Raw genomic sequence first — 22769 nt, 5'->3', positions numbered from 1 at the left:
TTGGATGTTTATTGGTAAAATATTCTAAGACCTATACTTTTTAAAAAATGTATCTTGCGCCCTTTAAATTAGGTTATGTTTCAATTAGGGAAAATCATAGTATCCGAAGAGATAATAGAAAACGATTTTGTATGTAATCTTAGCGCATGTAAAGGTGGCTGTTGCGTTGATGGCGAAGCAGGTGCACCGGTAGAGGATTCTGAAACCGAAATAATGGTTGATATCTATGCTAAAGTAAAACGTTTCTTAAGACCGGAAGGTGTTGCAGTTATTGAAGAGCAAGGTGCTTTTGTAAAAGGTGAAGATGGGGAATGGGAAACTCCTTTAGTAAACGGTAGTGAATGTGCCTATGTTATTTTTGATGATAAAAAGGTGGCTAAATGTGGTATTGAAGAAGCATATAACCAAGGTGAAATTGATTGGAAAAAACCTGTTTCATGTCATTTGTACCCAATTAGAGTACGTGAATACACAGAATTAACTGCGGTTAATTATCATAAATGGCAAATTTGTGATCCGGCTTGTGCCTTGGGAGACGAACTAAAAGTGCCTATATACAAGTTTGTAAAAGAGGCGTTGATACGTAAATTTGGAGAAGAGTGGTATACTGAATTAGAAGAAGTGGCAAAAGACCATCTTAAATAGTAGGTATGTAAATTACAATCTGTGTACCGATCGGGTTGGTGTCATCATCGAACTTATCAATGATATCTACATGAAAATAGTTTTCATAATCTCGCGAGAAATTGGCCAAGCGTTCTTTGGTGATATCTATACCTACAGATTTTCTTTTTAGCAATTTACCGTCCTTAATCTTTTCTGCAGCGTCTCTACCTACACCATTGTCGGTAATAACTATTTCTATAAATCCGTTTTTACCTTTTTTAATTTCTAGATCAATATTCTTTGCTCCTTCTTTTGATGATAGTCCATGCCATAAAGCATTTTCTAAAAATGGTTGCAGTATTAACGAGGGTATTTTAATATGATGTGGGTCTATATCATCCTTTATATCTATATTAAAGTTAATTTCATTTGAAAATCTAATATTTTCAATATTCATATATAATTCTACCGTTTCAAGTTCTTCTGCAAGCGATATCTCTCTTTGAGAAGATGCTTCCAAAATTTTGCGCACCAGTTTTGAGAATTTATTTAAATAATGAACGGCATTCTTTTTCTCATTATTTATAATATATAATTTAATGGAATTCAGTGAATTGAATAAAAAATGTGGATTCATCTGACTACGCAGCATACTTTGTTCTAAAGTCAATAGCTTTTTATCTGCGTTTAATTGACTTTGACGGTAAAGAATGTATAAAATACCAATCAATAAAATTAAAGAAATACCAATAATGATAAGCATGGTCTTGTTTTTCTTTAACCTTAAACGTACCGATTCGTTTTCTTGGGCAAGACGCTCTAGTTGGTTTGCTCGTATTTGAGATTCGTACCTTAAAATCATGTCATTGACATACCTAAGGTTGAGTGCTTTGGTTATACGTTGTTCATATTTTTTAGATTCTTTAAAATAGGTCATGCCTTTTTCATAATCATCTCGCTTGATCCAAAGCTCAGATAAGAATTTATTGGCGTCAGCTATTTCAACGTCAAATTCGTATTTTTCCGCAAGTGCCAGTCCAGATTCTAAATTGGTTTCTGCGGCCTCATAATCTTCTGATCTAATATATGCCCAACCTAGATTAATGTAAATCGTTGTAATAATTTTTTGATCGTTTAGAGAAATGGCTTTAAGTAAGTTTGATTTTAAAATTTCAATAGCCTCTTGTACTTTGCCTTCGTGAACATAAACATGTGCTATGTTGTAGTTACATTTAATTTTACCAGTTTCAGAGTCTATAATTTCATAGTATACCAACGATTTTCTGAAATTTTTTAGACCGGGTTCCAAGTCTCCTTGAGATTCATAACATTCCCCTAAGTTGAGGTGATTTATGGCTAAGCCCAATTTATCATCAAGTTCTTTTTCAAGAACCATGGCTTTTTCATATTTCTCTATTGCAAGTTTATATTGCTCAAGTATTTGGTAAATACTACCAATACTGTTTAAAGACACGATGATACTTCTTTTTAAATTTAAACCGGGGTCTGCTACGGTCTCGGCAAGTTCTAATGCTTCTTGACTATAGTCTAAAGCCGATTTAAACGCATCGGTACGTTTGTAAACCGTACTGATCATGTTTAGATTAGATACCCTAAATTCAAGATTCTCGTCTTCAACAGATACTCTAAGTGCTTCTTGATAAAGATCAAGGGATTTATTATATAATGAGCGGTCGCGGTAAATACTACCAAGTTTGTTTAAAGCATATGATTGTCCACTATAGTACTTTTGTGAAAGCGACTTTTGCTCAATATAGCGTAAAGCCGTACTATCGTTGCTGAAAGGGCTTAGCAAATTATCTATCTCTTGACGAGTGTTGGGTTTGGTTGTTAATAGACTATCTAAATTGACTTGTAAACCAATAGGTATGTCTTGAGAGTAACAATCGTGTGATAACACCAAAGTGTACAGAAGAAGAAATAGAATTTTGTACTTGAATTTATGCACTATACGTTTATGGAAAAGCTTGAGTATTATGTTATAAACCAAATTAAGGATTTATAACATGTCTAAAAAATCTGATTTTTTTTGCCTTGATACAGGTATTTTATGATTCGATTTTAAGACAACATAACCATCTGTCTTTAAAAATTCCTTTATTTTATTTAAGTTGATAATATACGAATTATGAATTCTGAAAAAGGAATCAGACGGTAGTAATTCATTTACTTCTTTTAGTTTTTTGGTAAGCACGATTTTTTGACCGTCGGCTAAGAATATAGTGCTGTAATTTCCGTCAGATTCAGCATATAATATTTCATCGCTTTCTAAAAATAACAGTTTACCATCTGTATTAAGCGTAATACGTTTATGTAAGGCTTTAGAGTTGTAATTGATAAGTGCCATTTCCAAATTTTCAACAGAGAAATTCTTACTGTTAAATTTTTTGATTTTTACAATGGTCTCTTCTAGATCATCTGTATCAATTGGTTTCAAAAGATAATCCAGAGCCTGACTTTTTATCGCTTTTAAGGCATATTGGTTGTAAGCTGTGGTAATTATAACGGGAAAATTTTTATTGATCAGTTTACTAATAAACTGAAAACCGTCCATTGTTGGCATTTCTATATCTAAAAAAAGACAATCTGGTGTATGTTTTTCTAAATAAGCTAGAGCTTCATTAGGGTTTGTAAACGAAGCTATTACATTGATTTCATCACTAAAATTTGTGAGCTCCCAAGTTAAACTTTGAAGGGCTTTAATTTCATCATCTACAATAACAGCTTGTAACATAAACGGTAGGTATCAAGTTAGAAAGTTATGAAAAATTACGCGCTTGTGTTGCTTTCAAATACTAATTTGTACCAATGGAAGAGAAATTAGTGTAATCGGTATATTTCAAAGCAAGGGTGTCTAGAACCTAATAAGCATATATATTTTGTAGGAAAAATACTATATATTGTTTTTGTATGAATTTTTTCTCTTTTTCTGTATCCGGTTATACATAAAAAGGTACGAGTTATACAAAACAACTCTATCATTTTTGAGCATAAATCTACCTTTAGCAAAGAAATTCAGTATGTTGTAAAAATAGATGGCATGAGAAAATGTGGCATAATGTTGACATTATTTGTTGTTGTGTTGTTAATTGCTTCGCAATTTTTAGCAGAGAATAAAGAGTTAGATGAAAATTTGGCTGTGGCAACCGAAGTGCGAAAAGAAAATATAACCAGGCCATAATAATAGATTATGCAAAACATTAAACGATTTATAAATAAGTCTTTTAAAATGTTTTGTTTCGGTTTTATACCGTTAATGTTGCTTGCGGGTACTTCAAAAGAAAATTTTGATACCCCTAGACTAGATAACGGAACATGTAGTTTTAAAGTAGATGGAGAACTGAGCTTTAATTTGAATGGAGCTGCAACCTTTGAAAATAAAACTGAAGTGGATAGGTTAGGTTACAAGACAAATAAATTATTGCTTCATTTTACATCATGTAATGATAAAGAGATGCAAATTTTGGAATTTATAATTGCATCTGATAAAGTAGATAAGCTTGAAGTACAAATTGGCAAACATAAAATTAAAGACCTAAACCATTTGATAAATAATTTCAATGGGGTTTATGGCTTTGCAGATTTAGGTAGTGTGAGTGAATTACCTTTTTTTATAGATTCTGGAGATATAACAATCACTGAATTCTTTTCTAACAAAGTCGATGGCAAGTTAGAAGTACAATTAGTAAATGCTGAGGGAGTTTTTTTGAAAATCAAAGGGTCTTTCAATGCAGATATAAAAGCTTAGATTTAGTACGGTTCTTTATGAGATAGTGTATGTTATCTTATATCTAATGTTTGAGCGCCAAAATAAGTATAACTACGATTCGTCGTACGAATACGTTCTAAGAAAAGGTTTCGGGGGAACTACCTTTATTAGACTTGGTGGGCATTTTTCATAATAGAAGCATTAGTGGGGCCGTACATTTTTTGTACTTTCCATTCAATATTATATTACTTTCATTTTATAAAAACTTTATGCGGTTTTATTTAACACATGCATCTTTAGGTTGATAGTTTTTAATGTAATCTACCTAAAAGTCGTTTTTATGTTATAATAAAAGGAGGACTTATCTTGTATAATATGAACGTTGGTTAACCACTACTTTTTTTTAAAAGGATTTAAAATAAGGGAATAAAAAAGACCCCGCATGTAGAGAGGTCTTTTTTATATACGGCTAAGCCGAGGTTAAGTAAGGGGATTCTTATTTATCATTTTTGATATAGGGCTTTAATACTGTCGAGAAAAGAAGTGCAGCTGCATATTTCAATAATATTGTGATGTAGTTTTCCATAACTTAAGTATTAGAGTATAAGAGATATACGTAGCAAATTCCATTTTGGATTACGGAAACTTGATGATATTGTTAAAAATGCTATGAAAAGTTAATCTTATGGCATTTTTAAGATTAAACCACTTATAACTGAGTCTAATTTGAAACAAGTCAAAAGAATGGGACTTAACCTTTTTATAGATATAAAAAGATAATTTGGAGACCAGAAGTAAACTGGCATATACGAGTACTGCTTGTAGGTATTGGGACATATACAAAAGAACGTATAAGTAAGTAAATTCTTACATTTGTAATATGTATTTCATCGAAAAAGCATCAACTATTCGATGAAATACATATTATGCTATTTAGCTAATGTCTAATAACAATAAAACAAACGATATATAATTATAAAAAAGCATCCACTTTTTTATATGCTTCAATTACCGCTAGTTCCCCTTCTTTACCATCTCTAGAGTTACCGTGCTCCATGCCAAGTACTCCATCAAATCCTTGTGTATGTATCCATTTAAATACATTGTGATAGTTAATTTCACCTGTAGTTGGTTCATTTCTTCCAGGGTTGTCCCCAATTTGGATATATGCTATTTCTGACCAAGAAGCTTCCATATTAGGTATTATGTTTCCTTCTTGAATTTGTTGATGGTAGATGTCAAACAGAATTTTACACGATGGTGAGTTGACCGCCTTGCAAATTTCGAACGCTTGTGGCGAATCTGTTAAAAACAGCCCCGGGTGATTTCTTAAATTCAATGGTTCTAAAACCATGGTAATATTATGAGGTTCTAATAGTGCAGAAGCCTGTTTTAAACTTTCAATAACATTAGCCGTTTGGTAGCCCATTCTTAATTTAAGGTCTAAATGCCCCGGTACTACGGTCATCCATTTAGCATTAACACGTTTAGCAACTTCAATGGAATCTTTTATGTCATTCAAAAACTCTTCTCTTTTGGTTGGATTACCAGATGCTAAATTTGGGGTTTTCCAATGTATTTCGTGAGCAACGAACACACCCATTTCTAAACCACGTTCTTTCATGGTTTTTGCCATCTTTACTTGTAGTTCAATTGGTCTTTTACGCATTTCATTATCTTCAAATGCGGTATAACCTTGATCCGCCATAAAATTTAATTGGTCGATTGGATCATCACCTGCCATGTGTTTGAACATACCTATATGTGGCGCATATTTTAAATTGTATTTATGGGTATCTACGGTTTTGTTTATTGTTTTGGCATATGATAACGTGCTGCCTATGGAAATTGCACCAGTAGTCAATGCAGATTTTTGAATAAAGCTTCTTCTTTTCATGAGTAGTGTTTTATAATGAAAATAGCCAAGAGCAACGTAAGAATGCTCTTGGCTATTGAATACATAAGATATTATAAGATTATAAAGACCATGCTTTACCTTCTGTAAGCTCTTGAAGGTCTCCACAAGGTACATATTCACCTGGTACAGGTAAGTATGCCAAAACATTTTCGCCTACATATTCAGAAGCTTTATAGCCCCAAATAGTCATACCTCTTAAGTTGTTGGCAAAAGCAAATCTTGAAACTTCGTCATCTAATTCTGCTGTATCTCCATTTGCAATAGCTTTTGTGTAGCTATTAATGGTTTTGAACATTTCTGCTTGCTCATCTTTGTTGTATTTTAAAGAACTTGCCAAGACAGGTTCTAAGTCTTCAGCAGTCAAATCTTCGGCTTTTTCTTTTCCAGAATCTGCCAAAGCTTTGTTTGTGAATTTTGTCATGGACATTTTAAGAAAATCTTGTTTTTCCTTTTCCATAACATCTTTGGCGAATCTATCAATGAAAACATCTACCTGTACTTCTGAAGCGGAAGGTGTGTCTGTTTTTGGTAAAATAATGTCTACCAGCTTAGAAAGTACGGTACCTTCTGTTTGGGTCAGAAACTCTGGAGTCCAAGTTAGGGCCGGTTCACTTTTACAGCTTTGAACAATTGATAATAATGTTGGGGTAGCCACCATATATCCAAGCGACATCCCCATATTTTTTAATACGCGTCTTCTATCCATTATATGTTTCCTTTTTTAAGTTGTTCAACTGCATGGTTTGCAGCTCTGGCCGTAAAGGCCATGTAAGTCAATGATGGGTTAACACAACTGGCAGAAGTCATAAAAGACCCGTCAGTTACATATACGTTAGGTACATCGTGTAATTGGTTGTTTCCGTTTAGTACAGATGTTTTTCTATCTCTACCCATACGTGCGGTTCCCATCTCGTGAATTCCAAGCCCTAATGCGCTTTCTTCATCATATCCTTTTACATCCCTAAGACCTGCTTTTTCTAGCATATCTACTGCAGATTCCAACATGTCTTTACGCATTTTTAGCTCATTTTCTTGAAGCTCTGCATCAAAAGTAACGGTTGGTAAACCCCAGTCATCTAATTTATCGTAGTCTAATGTAAATCTATTGTTTTCATAAGGTAGTACTTCTCCAAAGCCCATCATACCAAACGTCCATCCACCTGGTTTTAAAATAACATCTTTAAGTTCTTTACCATGGGAAAGTTCTGCAATAGATTCTTGCCAGTTTCCTCTAGATGCACCACCTTGGTATCCAAATCCTCTTTTATAATCTTTTCTATCGGAATCTCCGCCCAAGTTTCTAAATCTAGGAATATAGATTCCGTTAGGCTTTCTTCCTTTGTAGTATTTGTCATCGAATCCGTCAAATTTTCCGGAAGCACCAACCTTTAGTTGATGATCCATAATGTTACGACCCAATTGGTCAGATTCATTACCCATACCGTTAGGGAATGTTTCAGATTTAGATTGCATTAAAATAGATGTCGATGCAATTGCAGATGCACATAAGAATATAACTTTTGCCTTGAATTCAAAATTTTCCTTGGTATTTGCATCTATAACCTTTACCCCTGTTGCTTTCTTTGTCTTTGGGTCATAAATCACTTCATGTACGATAGAGTCTGGTCTTAGTGTCATATTACCCGTAGCCTCTGCTGCAGGTAATGTAGAAGATAAACTACTGAAGTAAGCTCCAAAAGGACACCCTCTAATACATCTATTTCTAAATTGACATTTACTTCTTCCGTTAAACTGCTTGGTTCCTGTAATATGGGCTGTTCTACCGGCGGTTACTACACGACCGTTGAAGTTTTCAGCAACTTTTTCCCTGAATTCCTGCTCTACACAGTTCAAGTCCATCATTGGTAAAAATTTACCATCTGGTAATTGTTCTAAGCCTAGGTTTTCACCACTTACACCAATGTACTCTTCAACCTTATCGTACCAAGGTGCAATATCTTTATAACGAACAGGCCAATCTACGGCAATACCTTCTTTTTTGTTTGCTTCAAAATCAATATCGCTTAAACGGTAACTTTGACGCCCCCATTGTAAAGAACGACCACCTAAGTGATAGCCTCTCATCCAATCAAATCGCTTTGTTTCGTTGTATGGATGCTTAAGGTCATTTACAAACCACATATTACTGGCTTGGTTTGTTGTATAACCGGTTCTATTTTGCTTTGGTTGTTGCTCTATTATTTCTTTAGTCGGTTCACCTGCATTCGGAAAATCCCACGGATCCATATTAGCGGTCTCGTAATCATCAATATGTTTAACCATTCTACCACGCTCCAGTACTAGCGTTTTAAGGCCCGCCTCACATAATTCTTTTGCGGCCCAACCGCCACTAATTCCGGTACCTACAACTATAGCGTCGTAGGACTCCTGTTCTTCGTTATAATAAAATTTGCTCATAAAAGTTGTTTAATCTCTAAATTTATTAAATATTAAATTAATTCTATACATTTAATGTCCATTCTTATTGCGAAATTCGCTAAAATTAACTTTGAGTCAGATTAATTGGTTTATTCAAGAGTTTAACGTCAATGGTTAATATTATATTTCAAACAACAACAAACTACCAAAACATGAGAAGAAAAAGTTTTATCCGATTCGCGTCGATGGCGGGTATAGGTATATCTTTACTAGGAACTTACGCTTGTAAGGAAACAAAAAAAGAGAAAGAAGAAAATGCAGAAATTGTAATGGAAGAAAGTAGCAAAGCTCCATTTTTTAAATTGTCTTTGGCACAATGGTCCATGCACAAAATGATCAGAGAAGATGGTGTAGATCCATATTCTTTTGCCGAAAAAGCAAAAAATTGGGGGTTTACCGGTTTAGAGTATGTAAGCCAACTGTATAATCCTGAATTGGAAGATGCTGGTTATTCTGAAGAGGCAATGGCAAATTTTGTTGCAAAATCTAATGCAGAAGCAGAGAAATACGGAATGAAAAACGTGTTGATCATGATCGATGGTCAAGGTAATTTGGCCGTTGACGATGAAACCGAAAGAAATGAAACTGTTGAGAAACACAAAAAATGGGTAGATGCGGCCGCAGCAATGGGTTGTCATGCCATTAGAGTGAACCTTAATGGAAGTAATGTGCCAGAACAATGGATCAAGAATTCTGTAGACGGTCTTACAAAATTAGCCACTTATGCAAAAACGAAGGGTATTAATATTCTGGTAGAAAACCATGGCGGTTTGTCATCTAATGGAGAATTGCATGCGCAGGTTATGAAAACCGTGAATATGGATAACTGTGGAAGTTTACCTGATTTTGGAAACTTTTGTACAGAACGAAAACCAGATAGCAGGGACTGCCTTACGGAGTATGACAAATACAAGGGTGTAAAAGAATTAATGCCTTATGCAAAAGCGGTAAGTGCAAAATCCAATAATTTTGATGCAGATGGTTATGATACAGGTATCGATTACGTAAAAATGCTCAATATTGTAAACAATGCAGGCTATGACGGCTTTATCGGTGTGGAATATGAAGGGTCTGAAATAAGTGAGGCAGATGGCATCATTGCTACAAGAGATCTTTTGCTGAAAGCTGCAAAAGAAATAGAATAATCAACAGCGTAATTTATGGAAACTTTTTTCAATGAAATTTTTGACTATAATTTTCACTGCAACAAGAAGCTTATAGAACAGTGTTTGGCACTTAATACTGTGCCGCCAGAAACCATGCGTTTATTTAGTCATATCTTAAATGCACATCATATTTGGAACTCAAGAATCTTAAATAAACCTAGTGAGTATAAGGTTTGGCAAGAGCATGATGTGAAAAAATGGGCTGATATTCATTATGAAAATCAACGTAGTTCTTTCGAGATAGTAACTAATGCCGATAACTTTGACAGGCGTATAGATTATGAAAATTCTGAAGGGCGATTGTTTACAAATACCTTACAAGATATTCTTTTTCATATCATCAATCATTCTACTGGTCATAGAGGGCAAATTGCCGTAGATTTTAGAAATAATGACGAAACCCCAATAAGCTCAGATTATGTTTATTATAGGAGATAAATGATATCACATATTTTAGATTTTTTATATGATATAGTTCTTTGCGGTTTTCATAATTTTATTCTTTATTAATTCTGATAAATAATTTTATTTAAAAATTTCAATTTAAACAACAACCAAAATGCCAAAGAAAATACGATTAGGAATATTAGGTGGCGGAGGAGATTCGCTAATAGGAGTGTTGCATAGAGTAGCTTCATTCATTAACGATAATTATGAAATTACAGGGGCTGTATTTAATCCTGACTATGATGCCAGTATAGAATTCGCCAAAGAAATAGATGTTCCGTTAAATAGAATATATAAAGATTTTGATACCTTAATAGAAGAGGAGTTAAAATTGCCGGTAGATGAGCGTATTCAGGTATGCTCTGTTCTAACGCCTAACTTTTTACACTACCCAATGGCTAAGAAGTTATTGGATAACGGTTTCCACGTAATCTGTGAAAAGCCCATGACCACTACTTTAGAGGAAGCTAAAGATTTGCAAAAATCTCATGAAAAAGCTGGTACTGTCTTCGCTTTAACGCATACATATACAGGCTACCCAATGGTTCGCCAAATGCGTGAAATGATAAAGGCCGGTGCTTTGGGTAAAATACACAAAGTTGATGCGGTATATTACCAAGGTTGGATCAATACTATTATTCATGACAAGGAGAAAAGATCTTCTGTTTGGAGATTAGATCCTAAAAAAGCAGGTATTAGTTCTTGTATGGGAGATATTGGTGTGCATGCTTTTAATATGGTAGAATATACTACAGGACTTAAAGTGAATGAACTACTTTGCGATTTCAATTACTTGTATGAAGATAACCAAATGGATGTTGATGGCACCGTACTTATACGTATGGGCGATCATGTAAAAGGTGTTATTAGAGGAAGTCAAGTAGCTACAGGTGAGGAAAACGGACTAGCTATATCTATTTATGGTGAAAAAGGTGCTTTTAGATGGGAGCAAGAAAAACCTAATTTTTTATATAAGTTAAGTGATACGGAGCCAACTCAAATTTACAAGCCGGGTCATGCATATAACTCTGAACTATCTTTGGACGGAACTAAATTGCCGGCAGGTCACCCAGAGGGGATTTTTGATTCTATGGCTAATATCTATAAAGGTGTTGCAAGAGCTATTAGAGGGGAAGAATACAATGATGGTGAATTTCCTACTATGACAGACGGTGTTCGTGGTATGAACTTTATCGAAGCAACCGTAGATTCTCATAAAAGCGGAAATACTTGGGTAGCTTTAGAAAACTAAGTTGAACTGTAAACTATAAAAAAGAGCCGCAATTTGCGGCTCTTTTTGTTTTGTATAACATTATAGAATAATCGTTAATTTACTTTTTTAAAGGTTTGGCAGACAACGATCATACTTTCTTTTGGTTCTCTTTTAAATTCTTGTAATTCTTTAGTAAAGAAGTCCCAATGATATTTTTTCCAGCTGTCTAATGATTTATCCCCATTGGCTTCTAATTGGGCATAAGCAGTGTCAATACTAAAATATGGTTTAAGTGTAACCGCAGTAGTTGCAACAATACATTGTGCCTCGCCATTCCAATCTGTTACCACAATATAGTCTCCTATTTTAGGTAACGGTTCATTTCGGTTTTGCAAACCTAACAAAGAATGTGAGATTGCTTTTTTATGGCCACTTTGTATTAGCCTAACGCTTTCATTAGCATCGTGTTCATTATTGCCAAAAAACATTGTTTTTGGTGTCTCATGAAAGACATCTTCGAGATGATTTTTCAAATAATTACCCCACATATTTCGGGCCGAAGCATTTTCCATAAGCTGATATTTTCGTTAATCTATAGGATGTAATAAACGTAATACTTTGTAATTAATTTTAATATTAAGAAAATTTACCTGCTTTTAGTTGTTCAGCTGCATGATTTGCTGCCCGTGCGGTAAATGCCATATAGGTCAATGATGGGTTTACACAGCTAGAAGATGACATAAAAGCACCATCGGTTACATACACGTTGGGTACTAAATGTACTTGGTTGTTCTTGTTAATTATAGAAGTCTTTGCGCTGTGGCCCATTCTGGCACCACCCATTTCATGAATACCCAAACCAGGTCCGTTGGGCTCTTCGTAAGATGCCACATCTTTAAAGCCTGCAGCTTCAAACATGTTCACAATTTCTTTTTTAATGTCTTCACGCATTTTGTATTCGTTCTCTTTGAATTCTACATCAAAGGCTAGTTGGGGCAGTCCCCATTTATCTTTTTCAGTTGGGCTAAGCGTAACCCTGTTGTCATCATATGGTAAAAACTCTCCAAATCCGGTTACACCAATAGTCCATCTACCTGGTTTTAATACAGATTCCTTTAAATCTTTTCCATATCCTAATTCACCTATTTCTGCAGACCAATCCCCTCTACTTGCTGTACCTTGATAACCAAACCCACGCAAATACCCTTCGCGTTTCGTTTCTTCATTTAAGTTTACAAAACGAGGTATGTAAAAACCGTTTGCACGTCTTCCTTTATAGTATTTATCTAAATATCCATCTACCTTTGCCGTTGCACCTAATTTATAATGGTGGTCCATTATACCTCTTCCTAAAGCATCAGAATCATTTCCTAATCCGTTAGGGAAACGTTCAGATTTAGATTGCAACAAAATACCCACCGATGCCATTGCAGACGCGCACAGAAAAATCACCTTTGCTTTAAATACTATTTTTTCATTGGTCTCTGCATCTATTACTTTTACTCCCGTTGCTTTTTTAGTAGTATCGTCATATATAATTTCATGTACTATAGAATTGGGTCTTAAAGTCATATTACCGGTACGCTCAGCAGCTGGTAATGTAGAAGAGTTGCTACTAAAATATCCGCCAAATGGGCATCCGCGCCAGCAACGGTCTCTATTTTGGCATGTGCCACGACCTTCAAAAGTGGCATTGGGATCTGTAATATGTGCCGTTCTACCTATGGTAACTAAACGACCGTCATCAAACTTGTCTGCCGTAGTTTTCTTAAAATCTTCTTCAACACAGTTTAATTTCATGGCGGGCTGAAATTTTCCATCTGGTAAAACCTTTAATCCTAAGGCTTCACCACTAACTCCAATATATTCCTCAACCTTATCGTACCAAGGTGCAATATCTTTATATCTTACAGGCCAGTCTACACCAATGCCATCTTTTTTATTCGCTTCAAAATCAATATCGCTCCATCGGTAGCTTTGTCTTCCCCAGGTCAATGATCTACCGCCTACTTGATAACCACGAATCCAGTCAAAACGTTTTGTTTCTACATAAGGGTGGTCCAAATCGTTAACGAAAAAGTGTTTAGAATCTTCGGTCGGTGCCCATATCACTCTTTTTTGTACATGATATTTTTCTTGGTCCTCTTTTGATAATTTACCCTTTAACGGATAATCCCAAGGATCATCGTTCATAGTAGGATAATCTTCAATATGCTTCACCATTGGACCGCGTTCCAACACAAGTGTTTTTAAGCCGTTCTCTGTTAATTCCTTAGCAGCCCAACCGCCACTTATTCCTGTTCCAACAACGATTGCGTCGAATATTTCATTCTGATTCATGCTTGAAATTTTATCTTTTTCTGATGGTATTCCCTATATTTATAGCAAATCTCCAATGTATCGAGAAGAACTTGATACAATTCTTAAATATAAGATTTTTTGAGAGATTTTATATCTCAAAATCAACAACAGATTCAAACAACAACAGATAGTATATTTTTATGAAAACAATTAAAGGACCAGCCGTTTTTTTGGCGCAATTTGTAGATAGTAAAGCTCCATTTAATTCTTTAGACGGAATGTGTAAATGGGCAGCTGACCTTGGTTATAAAGGAATTCAAATTCCTACTTGGGAAAGTTTTTTAATCGATTTGGATAAAGCAGCTGAAAGTCAGACGTATTGCGATGAGCTTAAAGCGAAAGTAAACTCTTACGGATTAGAAATTACAGAACTTTCAACTCACTTACAAGGGCAATTGGTTGCTGTTAACCCTGCATATGACTTAATGTTCGATTCTTTTGCACCTAGTAATGTTCATGGCAATCCAAAAGCTAGAACAGAATGGGCAATTGAAACCGTAAAGAAAGCGGCAACGGCAAGTAGAAGATTAGGGTTAAATGCTCATGCTACTTTTTCTGGTTCTTTATTATGGCATACTATGCACCCATGGCCGCAAAGACCAGCGGGTTTAGTGGAAATGGGTTTTGAGGAATTGGCAAAGAGATGGACTCCTATTTTAAATCATTTCGATAAAGAGGGTGTTGATGTTTGTTATGAAATTCACCCAGGTGAAGATTTACACGATGGCGATACTTTTGAGCGTTTTTTAGAAGCTACGGGTAACCATAAAAGAGTAAATATTCTTTATGATCCAAGCCATTTTGTATTGCAACAATTAGATTACATTACCTATATTGACCACTACCATGAGTTTATAAAGTCTTTTCATGTAAAGGATTCTGAATTTAACCCAACAGGTAAAAAAGGTGCTTTTGGCGGTTATAATGACTGGGGAGATAGAGCTGGAAGATACCGTTCATTAGGTGACGGACAAATAGATTTCAAAACCATATTTTCTAAATTAACACAATACGGTTGCGATGTTTGGGCGGTAATGGAATGGGAATGTTGTATTAAAAGTCCTGAGCAAGGTGCTCGTGAAGGTGCCAAATTCATCTCTGATCACATTATTGAAGCTACAGAGAAAACCTTCGATGATTTTGCAGGTGCAGAGATAGATAAGGAAATGCTGAAGAAAATGTTAGGTCTTTAAAATAGATGATGATAAAATACATGGCAAGTGTTGCTTTTTTTATTAGTTTTCATGGCTTGTAAACAAGAGAAAAAGAACACAGCTAAAACGGCAATAGTTAAAGAAGTTGCCGTAGTTGAAAATGATTGGGAAGTTTTATTTGATGGTACGTCTTTAGATAAGTGGAAAGAGTTTAAAACCGACGGAGTTAGTGATGCCTGGAAAATTGAAGGTAATGCTTTGGTATATACCCCACCGGCTGAAGGAGAAGAGAATGAAAACCATGATTTAGTTACTAGAGAAGAGTATACCAATTTTGTATTGACATTAGATTGGAAAATTTCTGAAGCAGGTAATAGCGGTGTATTTTGGGGCGTTAGTGAGGACGAAAAATTTGGAACTGGTTATCAAACCGGACCAGAAATTCAAATATTGGATAACGATAAGCACCCAGATGCTAAAGCAGGTACAACACACCAAGCGGGTGCTTTGTATGACATGGTTTCTCCAGCAAAAGACGTTACTAAGCCAATTGGGGAATGGAATACTATGGTAATTACCGTTAATCATGAAATGCATTTAGGTAGTGTTACCTTAAATGGTACGGAAATGGTAACATTTCCTGTAGCGAATGAAGAATGGGATGCTATGGTAGCAAAATCTAAATTTGCGGATTGGGACGGATTCGGAAAATACACCACCGGAAAAATCGGACTACAAGATCACCAAAATGTGGTGGCATTCAGAAATATAAAAATCAAACGACTTTAACAGCATTTACGTATGAAAAATAAATACTCATTATTATTAGTTGCTTCTTTAGGAGTAATATCTTGTCAAGAAAAAGTAACGGTAGCTACTGATGGAGGGCTAGAGGCTGTTAAGGATAGTGTAATCGTTTATGAAGAATACATGGGTGAAGAACCAACTACACCCGAAGAAACAGAATTTTACGAGCCTAAGGTTGCCGTGGTTAAACCTGCAACTACTAGTGACGCACCAAGTGATGCCATTGTTCTTTTTAATGGTGCCAACTTAGATAATTGGATCAGTACAAATGATAGTACTGCCGCTAAATGGCATTTGAACAAAGATGGTAGTATGACGGTAAATGATAAAACCGGTAATATACAGACCAGGCAGAACTTTGGCGATGTACAATTGCATATAGAGTGGAAATCCCCTTTGCCTGTGCAAAGAGAAGCTCAAAACAGGGCGAATAGTGGTGTATTTTTAAACGGTATATATGAAGTGCAGATACTAGATCAAAATGATAATGCCACCTATGTAAATGGGCAAGTGGGTTCTATTTATAAGCAACATGTACCATTGGCAATGGCTTCCGTGCCAACGGGGGAGTGGAACACCTATGATATCATTTATCACGCACCAGAATTTAATGTTGATGGTGGCAAGATAAAATCTGGAGATATTACCGTAATCCATAACGGAATTTTAGTTCAAGACCATGTAGAGCTTAAAGGAACTACGCCTTATATTGGTTGGCCTAAAAATCCAGCTCATGGTAAAGGACCTTTAATGTTACAAGACCATGGGGACGATAGTCGTGTTAGTTTTAGAAATATTTGGGTTAGAGAACTTTAATATTTTACCAGTTATAATTTAAGGAGCAAACAAGAATATCTTTTGTTTGCTCCTTAACTGTTTAAGTAGGGAGGGAAGATTCATAATAAATTTTTCATTTACCTTACCTTTGTTTTAATCTTAAAATGTATTTATGATTCAATCGATGACCGGCTTTGGAAAGCATGTAGTTCAACTACCTAACAAAAAAATTACTGTTGAAATAAAATCACTTAATAGTAAGAGTATAGATTTAAATGCACGTATGCCCACAAGTTATCGTGAAAAAGAATTGGAGCTAAGAAAGTTGGTTGCTAATTCTTTGTTACGCGGTAAGGTAGATTTTAATCTTTACGTTGAGCTAACTGGTAACGAAACTTCTACTCAGGTCAATGAAATAGCGGTAAAACAATACATGGGTCAGTTGAAAAGTATTGCAGACGGTGATGATCTTAGATTGTTAGAAATGGCATTGCGTTTTCCTGATGCTATGAAGACGGATAAAGTAGATATCGACGAATCAGAATATGAGGCTATAAAAGAAGCGTTAAAAGGGGCTTTGGTAAAAATCAATGAGTTCAGGTCAGAAGAGGGTAGTGTTTTGGAAAAAGATTTTCTGGATAGAATAGCTTCTTTAAAGAAATTGTTGGAAGAGGTTATAAGTATTGATCCAGATAGGCAGGCTACTATTCGTGAGCGTTTAGAAAAAGCAGTTCAAGATATAAAAGCAGATGTAGATGCAAATAGATTTGAACAAGAACTTATTTACTATTTAGAGAAGTATGATATTACCGAAGAAAAAGTTCGTTTGGCAAATCATTTAGACTACTTCAGCAAAACATTACAGTCAGACGATAGTAATGGTAAAAAATTAGGATTCATTTCTCAAGAAATCGGTCGTGAGATCAATACGATCGGTTCTAAAGCAAATTTTGCCCCTATGCAACAATTAGTGGTGCAAATGAAAGATGAACTAGAGAAGATAAAAGAACAAATGTTAAACGTACTATAGATGAAAGGTGGAAAACTAATCATTTTTTCTGCGCCATCAGGTAGTGGAAAAACAACCATTGTACGCCATCTATTGGCACAGCCAGAATTGAATTTGGCTTTTTCGGTATCTGCAACTTCACGCCCTAGAAGGGGTAAAGAAAAGAATAAGGAACATTATTATTTTATGTCGGTTTCCGAATTTAAAAATCACATAAAGAATGATGATTTTTTGGAATGGGAAGAAGTATACCGAGATAATTTTTACGGTACGTTAAAAAGTGAGGTAGAACGACTTTGGGCAGAAGGCAAGAACGTAATATTTGATATTGATGTTGTTGGTGGCTTAAGAATAAAAAAGAAGTTTCCTGATCAGACTTTAGCTGTTTTTGTGAAGCCGCCAAGTGTAGACGAGCTTAAGATCAGACTTAAAAAGAGAAGTACTGAAAGCGAAGACAAAATAAATATGCGTATCGCAAAGGCATCGGTAGAACTGGCAACCGCACCACAATTTGATAAGGTTATAAAGAATTATGATCTTGATGTAGCCTTGAAGGAAGCAGTGGATTTAGTGGCATCTTTCGTTTCGGACGATAAAGAATAAGTGAGTATGAAACAGGTAGGACTATACTTTGGCACCTTTAACCCTATTCATATTGGTCATTTGGTTATAGCGAACCATATGGTCGAGTTTTCAGACTTAGATGAGATTTGGTTCGTAGTAACACCTCAAAGTCCGTTTAAGGTCAAGAAAACGCTTTTGGATAACCATCAAAGGTTTGAAATGGTCTATGAAGCAACGAAGGAGTATGATAAGCTAAAACCTAGTAATATAGAATTTAACCTGCCGCAGCCAAACTACACGATAAATACCCTGGTTCATTTGGAGGAAAAATATCCTGAAGGATATGATTTTTCGTTGATTATGGGTGAAGACAATCTAAAAGGACTTCACAAATGGAAGAACTATGAAGCTATTTTAGATCTCCATCACTTGTATGTCTACCCAAGAATATCTGAAGGGGTAATTGAGCATCAATTTAAAGAGCACGATAAGATTCATAGGGTAAACGCTCCAATTATGGAAATCTCCTCTACATTTATACGTAAAGAGCATAAAAATGGTAAAAACATCAAACCGTTATTACCTCCAGAAGTTTGGAAGTATATAGATGAAATGAATTTTTATCGCTAGTTTATAATGACTTTAATAAGATTAACTCGCAGGTATTAAATTGGAGGGAATAACGTTTTTGGTTTTGGCGAAAGCGAGAGATAATTGACCGTCTTGAATATCGTCTAAAAGCCAGTTACCATTGGTGTATTCCATAATCCAAATTTTCTCCTCATCATCAAATTTATTACTGCCTTTTACAATTTTGTGGTTATCGTTGTTTTTAAGATAGTCCATAATATTTGCAGTTATTAAAAAAGCGATTCTAGAACCCTCAAGATTTTCATGTTCAGAAATTTCAAGGTATAATGGTTTAACCGATTTTATACCATCTACCTTACAAACATTTCTCAGGTTTTCTTTTTTCCATTCATCTAAGTGAACCAATTGTTGATTTTGCCAGTACCAATGACTAATATAGCTTGATGCTTCTTTTAAATCTTGATTATTCCAAGCGGTGTATACTCGAGTAAATATATTACGTACATTCTTATCTAAAGTCAACCAAGAAAAATCTTTGTTTGTTTTTCCTAACTGCAACAACTCTTTTCTACATTTTCTTATGGCAAAGTATTCTCTGAGATATACATAAATGGTAAGTGGAAATAGAACAATGGCTATGATACTCATTAGAACTTTTCCCCACCATGTTTTAAAAATAGCTTTTACCACAGTTCCCCCTGGACCTGCATACATAGGGTCAATGTCAAAGACAATTAGGGCAAATACCAGTACTAATAGTATAAAATGATTCTTTTTCATAACTAGATAGAGTCAAGGTTCATTAAATAACTGGAAAAGAAGTGTTTTTATTATATTAATACTAATCTATACTACTAGCTTTACGAAGATCATCAGTTGCAAGAAACACATCACCTTTGTTATAATACCACTTACGTACTTTTGGTATTTTGATTCCGTTTACGGTAATTAGCTCTGAAAGCATAATGTACTCCCCATCGTTTTTACTTTCATCATGAAAGAATTGATAGACTTCCATAGCAAATGTCTTTGGGTCGAAGTAAAAGTACCAAGTATCGTTACCTACTTCTTCATCATATGTAGCTTTTAAGACTAGGTACTCTTTTCCTTTAAAGGTTTTCTTGATGACCTTGTTATCTATAATGGTGCCTGGATCCTTTAATTTCATTGGCAATCCGTATAGATAAGTGTAGTAGTTTTTCATCATTTTAGCGCGATCACAGCTAATATTCAAACTATCCTTTATTTTAGGAAAAATAGAGGTGCTACCATTTAATTTTAACGTACAGTCGTTATTATTCAGTTCAGATTCAATAACATAATTGTCTTTTGTTACTGTGGTCTTAAAATAATTGTTAGGTAATTTCATTTCTACCACAGTACTGCGCATACTGCTTTTTGGATTCTCCATCTCAATAAGCATTTTACCTTTAAAAGTGGACCAGTTGTTCTCTGGGTCATGAAATGCTATAGCGCGTTCTAATAATTCTTTGCCAGTCATTTCTTGAGCATGGTTTAAAACTCCAGAAAGCATAAAAATGATTAGCAAAAAATATTTCATAAGTGCGGTTTAAGTGTAAAATAGTTTCTTAATCTAAAGTAGCTGGCGTAACATCGGCATCATGCTCCTTGTAATACAGTTCTAAAAGATTCATGGTCGCAGTCATTAAATCTTTTGTCTCAAGCAAAATTGTGAAATACAAAGTTGTGTTTTTAGGACTAGATTCTTCTGATCTAGTACGCTCTACTTGAAGGCTTATTTTTTGAGATACCAAATCATATAATTCTTGCTTGTTGTTCAAAATATTACCAATTTTTTCAAATGATCTTTCTTCAAAAGCATGGTAAGTATTGTCTAAGATCTCCGCTAGTTTTATATCAATTTGTTTAAGCTCTTTTATTTGATTGTATTTTAATTTCTTGTGGTTATTGTTAACATGCTTGTGGCTTACTTTACCAATGTATTCCAATGATTGAGAAATATCGGTTAAATGCCCCATGGCATTAATGTAGAAATTACTTGCACCAATATGAGCTTCTTCTAAATTCTTGATAAAATAGAAGGTATGATTTCTAAGATCTTCAATTTCATTCGCCAGTTTAGCGCCTTGTTTTTTGTTTTTATGTAGCGAGTTGAGGTCTTGTTTTGCTAACCCGTTAATAGAATTAGAGTATATCTTATTCGCTCTTTTTACAACATTTGCAATGTTCTTGGCACTTTCTTCGATAACCCCTTGAATAGAACTGCTCTCTGCACGTTCTAAAATTTCTTCTTCTTTAGTCTCTTTCAATTTCTTGGTATGAGAAAGGTAATTCTTGCCAATTAGTACAGTTGCAAAAATTAATAATGCGCCAATTGCATAAATGCCGCCTAGGTGAATAATGTAGGCAATAGTGGCTGCAGCTACGAATGCTACTATTGCGGTAAAGAACCATCCGCCAATAACATTTAATACACCTGCAACTCTATATACGGCACTTTCAGAACCCCAGGCTCTATCTGCCAAAGATGTACCCATAGCCACCATAAAAGTTACGTATGTAGTGGATAATGGAAGTTTTAATGATGTTGCCAATGAAATTAGTACACTTGCTACCATCAAGTTTACAGAAGCTCTAATCAGGTCAAATGCAGGTTGGTCTTTTGCCTTTGCTTTTTGAGCGTATGAAGTTGGTTTTATGAACTGGGTGTCAATTCTCTTTTGTAATGATACCGGTACAATACTATTTAAATTTTCAGATGCCTTGATTGAAAATTTTACTATTTGTCTGGATAAGTAATTTGGCTCAAAACGTTCTTCACCTTCATCTTGTCTAGATAGGTCTACACTAGTTTTTACAACATTTTTAGCTTTTGAAGAAAACCATAAGGTTACTACCATAATTGCACCAGAACCTAATAATAGGTATGTTGGTGTCTGTACCGCAACCGCCAAACCTTTCATGTTGTAATCGGTAGCTAATTGTCCTGAATTTGACCAGCTCAAAAACGATTCATACGCAGCTAAAGGCACTCCAATAAAGTTTACCAAATCATTACCTGCAAAAGCCATTGCCAAGGCGAACGTACCTAGAATAATGATAATGGTATAAATGTTCCATTTCATGAAAGTCGTTACTAGCCAAGATAATGCAAACCATATAATGAAATTCGCCAATGAAAATAATTCAGGATTATCGGAAATAACCATAGATGCTTCAGGACTAATGATAGAAGTACCTTTAAGACCCTTAATAAGTATAAAGTATATAATTGCCGTAATAGCCATACCACCAAAAATAGCACCTACCCATTTCGGTTTCTCATTAAATTTGAACGATATTAATACTCTAGTAATAAATTGAACAATGGCGCCAATAGTGAAAGCGACGACGACAGATAGTAAAATACCTAATATGATTTCGGTCGCCTTATCTGTATTAATGTAGTTTGAAAGTTGTGTAAAATTACCATCTCCTGAATAAATTTTTACTAAGGATATGGCAACAGCGGCACCTAATAATTCAAAAACGATTGAAACCGTAGTAGATGTAGGCATTCCCAAAGTATTGAAAAAATCTAGCAAGAGAATGTCAGTAATCATAACGGCCATAAAGACAATCATGATTTCTGCGAAGACAAACTCCGACGGATTAAAGATTCCTTTTCTCGCTACTTCCATCATTCCGCTAGATGATACCGCACCAAAGGCTATGCCGACACTGGCAACTAGCATAATAGTTTTAAAGGAAATTGCTTTTGAACCTATTGCTGAATTCAAAAAATTGACGGCGTCATTACTAACACCAACAATTAAATCTGTTATGGCTAAAACAGCCAACGCAATAATCATGAATAAATATATGTTCTCGCCCATCAAAAAATTAAATAAGGAACAAAAATGATACTATAAATTATCATTAAGGTTAAAATAAGGTTATGAAGTTAATTTCGTATACTTCGCAATACTTGTTATACCAGGTCAAAACAAAATTTAGTTGATGAAA

At 34.9% G+C, this 22769-nt stretch carries 21 protein-coding genes; 11 read left to right on the top strand and 10 right to left on the bottom strand.

Annotation, left to right across the window (positions count from 1 at the left end; translation table 11 throughout):
- The first annotated feature begins 75 nt into the window (after nt 1–75).
- Nucleotides 76–645: a DUF3109 family protein gene (locus SJY30_RS12640; RefSeq protein WP_396632535.1), complete on the top strand. Its 570-nt coding sequence runs from the start codon at nt 76–78 to the stop codon at nt 643–645.
- Here the strand turns inward: SJY30_RS12640 and SJY30_RS12635 are convergent.
- Complete coding sequence (locus SJY30_RS12635) at nt 638–2575, bottom strand: tetratricopeptide repeat protein (protein ID WP_396632534.1); 1938 nt, start codon at nt 2573–2575, stop codon at nt 638–640. The genes SJY30_RS12640 and SJY30_RS12635 overlap by 8 nt on opposite strands.
- Before the next feature lie 51 nt (nt 2576–2626).
- On the bottom strand, nt 2627–3361 hold the full coding sequence (locus SJY30_RS12630) for a LytR/AlgR family response regulator transcription factor (protein ID WP_396632533.1): 735 nt from the start codon (nt 3359–3361) through the stop codon (nt 2627–2629).
- 456 nt (nt 3362–3817) lie between these two features.
- On the opposite strand from SJY30_RS12630, the gene SJY30_RS12625 reads away from it, so the two are divergent.
- Entirely contained in the window at nt 3818–4375 is a 558-nt protein-coding gene (locus SJY30_RS12625; protein WP_396632532.1) for a hypothetical protein, read from the top strand.
- Between the two features lie 934 nt (nt 4376–5309).
- Here the strand turns inward: SJY30_RS12625 and SJY30_RS12620 are convergent.
- The 3 genes from SJY30_RS12620 to SJY30_RS12610 form a co-directional block, all read right to left on the bottom strand.
- A complete protein-coding gene (locus tag SJY30_RS12620) occupies nt 5310–6233 on the bottom strand; it encodes a hydroxypyruvate isomerase family protein (RefSeq protein WP_396632531.1) in 924 nt (307 codons plus the stop codon).
- 79 nt (nt 6234–6312) lie between these two features.
- On the bottom strand, nt 6313–6960 hold the full coding sequence (locus SJY30_RS12615; RefSeq protein WP_396632530.1) for a gluconate 2-dehydrogenase subunit 3 family protein: 648 nt from the start codon (nt 6958–6960) through the stop codon (nt 6313–6315).
- Nucleotides 6960–8672 carry a GMC oxidoreductase gene (locus SJY30_RS12610; protein ID WP_396632529.1) on the bottom strand — a complete coding sequence of 571 codons (1713 nt, stop codon included), beginning with the start codon at nt 8670–8672 and terminating at the stop codon, nt 6960–6962. The genes SJY30_RS12615 and SJY30_RS12610 overlap by 1 nt, the downstream gene beginning before the upstream one ends.
- A gap of 173 nt (nt 8673–8845) precedes the next feature.
- Here SJY30_RS12610 and SJY30_RS12605 point away from each other — a divergent pair, with 173 nt between their 5' ends.
- From SJY30_RS12605 to SJY30_RS12595, 3 genes are all read left to right on the top strand, one after another.
- Nucleotides 8846–9838: a sugar phosphate isomerase/epimerase family protein gene (locus tag SJY30_RS12605; RefSeq protein ID WP_396632528.1), complete on the top strand. Its 993-nt coding sequence runs from the start codon at nt 8846–8848 to the stop codon at nt 9836–9838.
- 15 nt (nt 9839–9853) lie between these two features.
- A complete protein-coding gene (locus SJY30_RS12600) occupies nt 9854–10297 on the top strand; it encodes a DinB family protein (protein ID WP_396632527.1) in 444 nt (147 codons plus the stop codon).
- Between the two features lie 121 nt (nt 10298–10418).
- A complete protein-coding gene (locus SJY30_RS12595) occupies nt 10419–11558 on the top strand; it encodes a Gfo/Idh/MocA family protein (protein WP_396632526.1) in 1140 nt (379 codons plus the stop codon).
- 74 nt (nt 11559–11632) lie between these two features.
- Here the strand turns inward: SJY30_RS12595 and SJY30_RS12590 are convergent, their stop codons facing one another.
- Together SJY30_RS12590 and SJY30_RS12585 are read right to left on the bottom strand one after the other, a co-directional pair.
- Complete coding sequence (locus SJY30_RS12590; RefSeq protein WP_396632525.1) at nt 11633–12091, bottom strand: ASCH domain-containing protein; 459 nt, start codon at nt 12089–12091, stop codon at nt 11633–11635.
- Nucleotides 12092–12155: 64 nt separating this feature from the next.
- Nucleotides 12156–13859, bottom strand: coding sequence for a GMC oxidoreductase (locus SJY30_RS12585; RefSeq protein ID WP_396632524.1), 1704 nt, complete (start codon nt 13857–13859; stop codon nt 12156–12158).
- 161 nt (nt 13860–14020) lie between these two features.
- Here SJY30_RS12585 and SJY30_RS12580 point away from each other — a divergent pair, with 161 nt between their 5' ends.
- The 6 genes from SJY30_RS12580 to nadD all read left to right on the top strand — a co-directional run bounded on the left by SJY30_RS12580 (nt 14021) and on the right by nadD (nt 18821).
- Complete coding sequence (locus tag SJY30_RS12580) at nt 14021–15073, top strand: sugar phosphate isomerase/epimerase (RefSeq protein WP_036151267.1); 1053 nt, start codon at nt 14021–14023, stop codon at nt 15071–15073.
- Between the two features lie 51 nt (nt 15074–15124).
- Nucleotides 15125–15823: a DUF1080 domain-containing protein gene (locus tag SJY30_RS12575; RefSeq protein WP_396632523.1), complete on the top strand. Its 699-nt coding sequence runs from the start codon at nt 15125–15127 to the stop codon at nt 15821–15823.
- Nucleotides 15824–15835: 12 nt separating this feature from the next.
- Entirely contained in the window at nt 15836–16657 is an 822-nt protein-coding gene (locus SJY30_RS12570) for a DUF1080 domain-containing protein (RefSeq protein WP_396632522.1), read from the top strand.
- A gap of 133 nt (nt 16658–16790) precedes the next feature.
- Nucleotides 16791–17648, top strand: coding sequence for a YicC/YloC family endoribonuclease (locus SJY30_RS12565; protein WP_396632521.1), 858 nt, complete (start codon nt 16791–16793; stop codon nt 17646–17648).
- Nucleotides 17649–18230, top strand: a complete 582-nt coding sequence (gene gmk / locus SJY30_RS12560; protein WP_036151271.1) for a guanylate kinase — start codon at nt 17649–17651, stop codon at nt 18228–18230.
- Nucleotides 18231–18236: 6 nt separating this feature from the next.
- A complete protein-coding gene (gene nadD / locus SJY30_RS12555) occupies nt 18237–18821 on the top strand; it encodes a nicotinate (nicotinamide) nucleotide adenylyltransferase (RefSeq protein WP_396632520.1) in 585 nt (194 codons plus the stop codon).
- 21 nt (nt 18822–18842) lie between these two features.
- Here the strand turns inward: nadD and SJY30_RS12550 are convergent, their stop codons facing one another.
- The 3 genes from SJY30_RS12550 to SJY30_RS12540 form a co-directional block, all read right to left on the bottom strand.
- Entirely contained in the window at nt 18843–19562 is a 720-nt protein-coding gene (locus SJY30_RS12550) for a hypothetical protein (protein ID WP_396632519.1), read from the bottom strand.
- A 61-nt stretch (nt 19563–19623) separates the two neighbouring features.
- On the bottom strand, nt 19624–20343 hold the full coding sequence (locus tag SJY30_RS12545; RefSeq protein WP_396632518.1) for a DUF6503 family protein: 720 nt from the start codon (nt 20341–20343) through the stop codon (nt 19624–19626).
- A 28-nt stretch (nt 20344–20371) separates the two neighbouring features.
- The gene (locus tag SJY30_RS12540) at nt 20372–22639 is read right to left on the bottom strand and encodes an anion permease (protein WP_396632517.1); all 2268 of its coding nucleotides are present in this window, start codon (nt 22637–22639) and stop codon (nt 20372–20374) included.
- Between the last annotated feature and the right edge of the window lie 130 nt (nt 22640–22769).

This window comes from Maribacter sp. R86514 (genome assembly GCF_044597005.1).
Classification (GTDB): Bacteria; Bacteroidota; Bacteroidia; order Flavobacteriales; family Flavobacteriaceae; genus Maribacter.
This window is presented reverse-complemented; position numbering and strand designations above follow the sequence as displayed.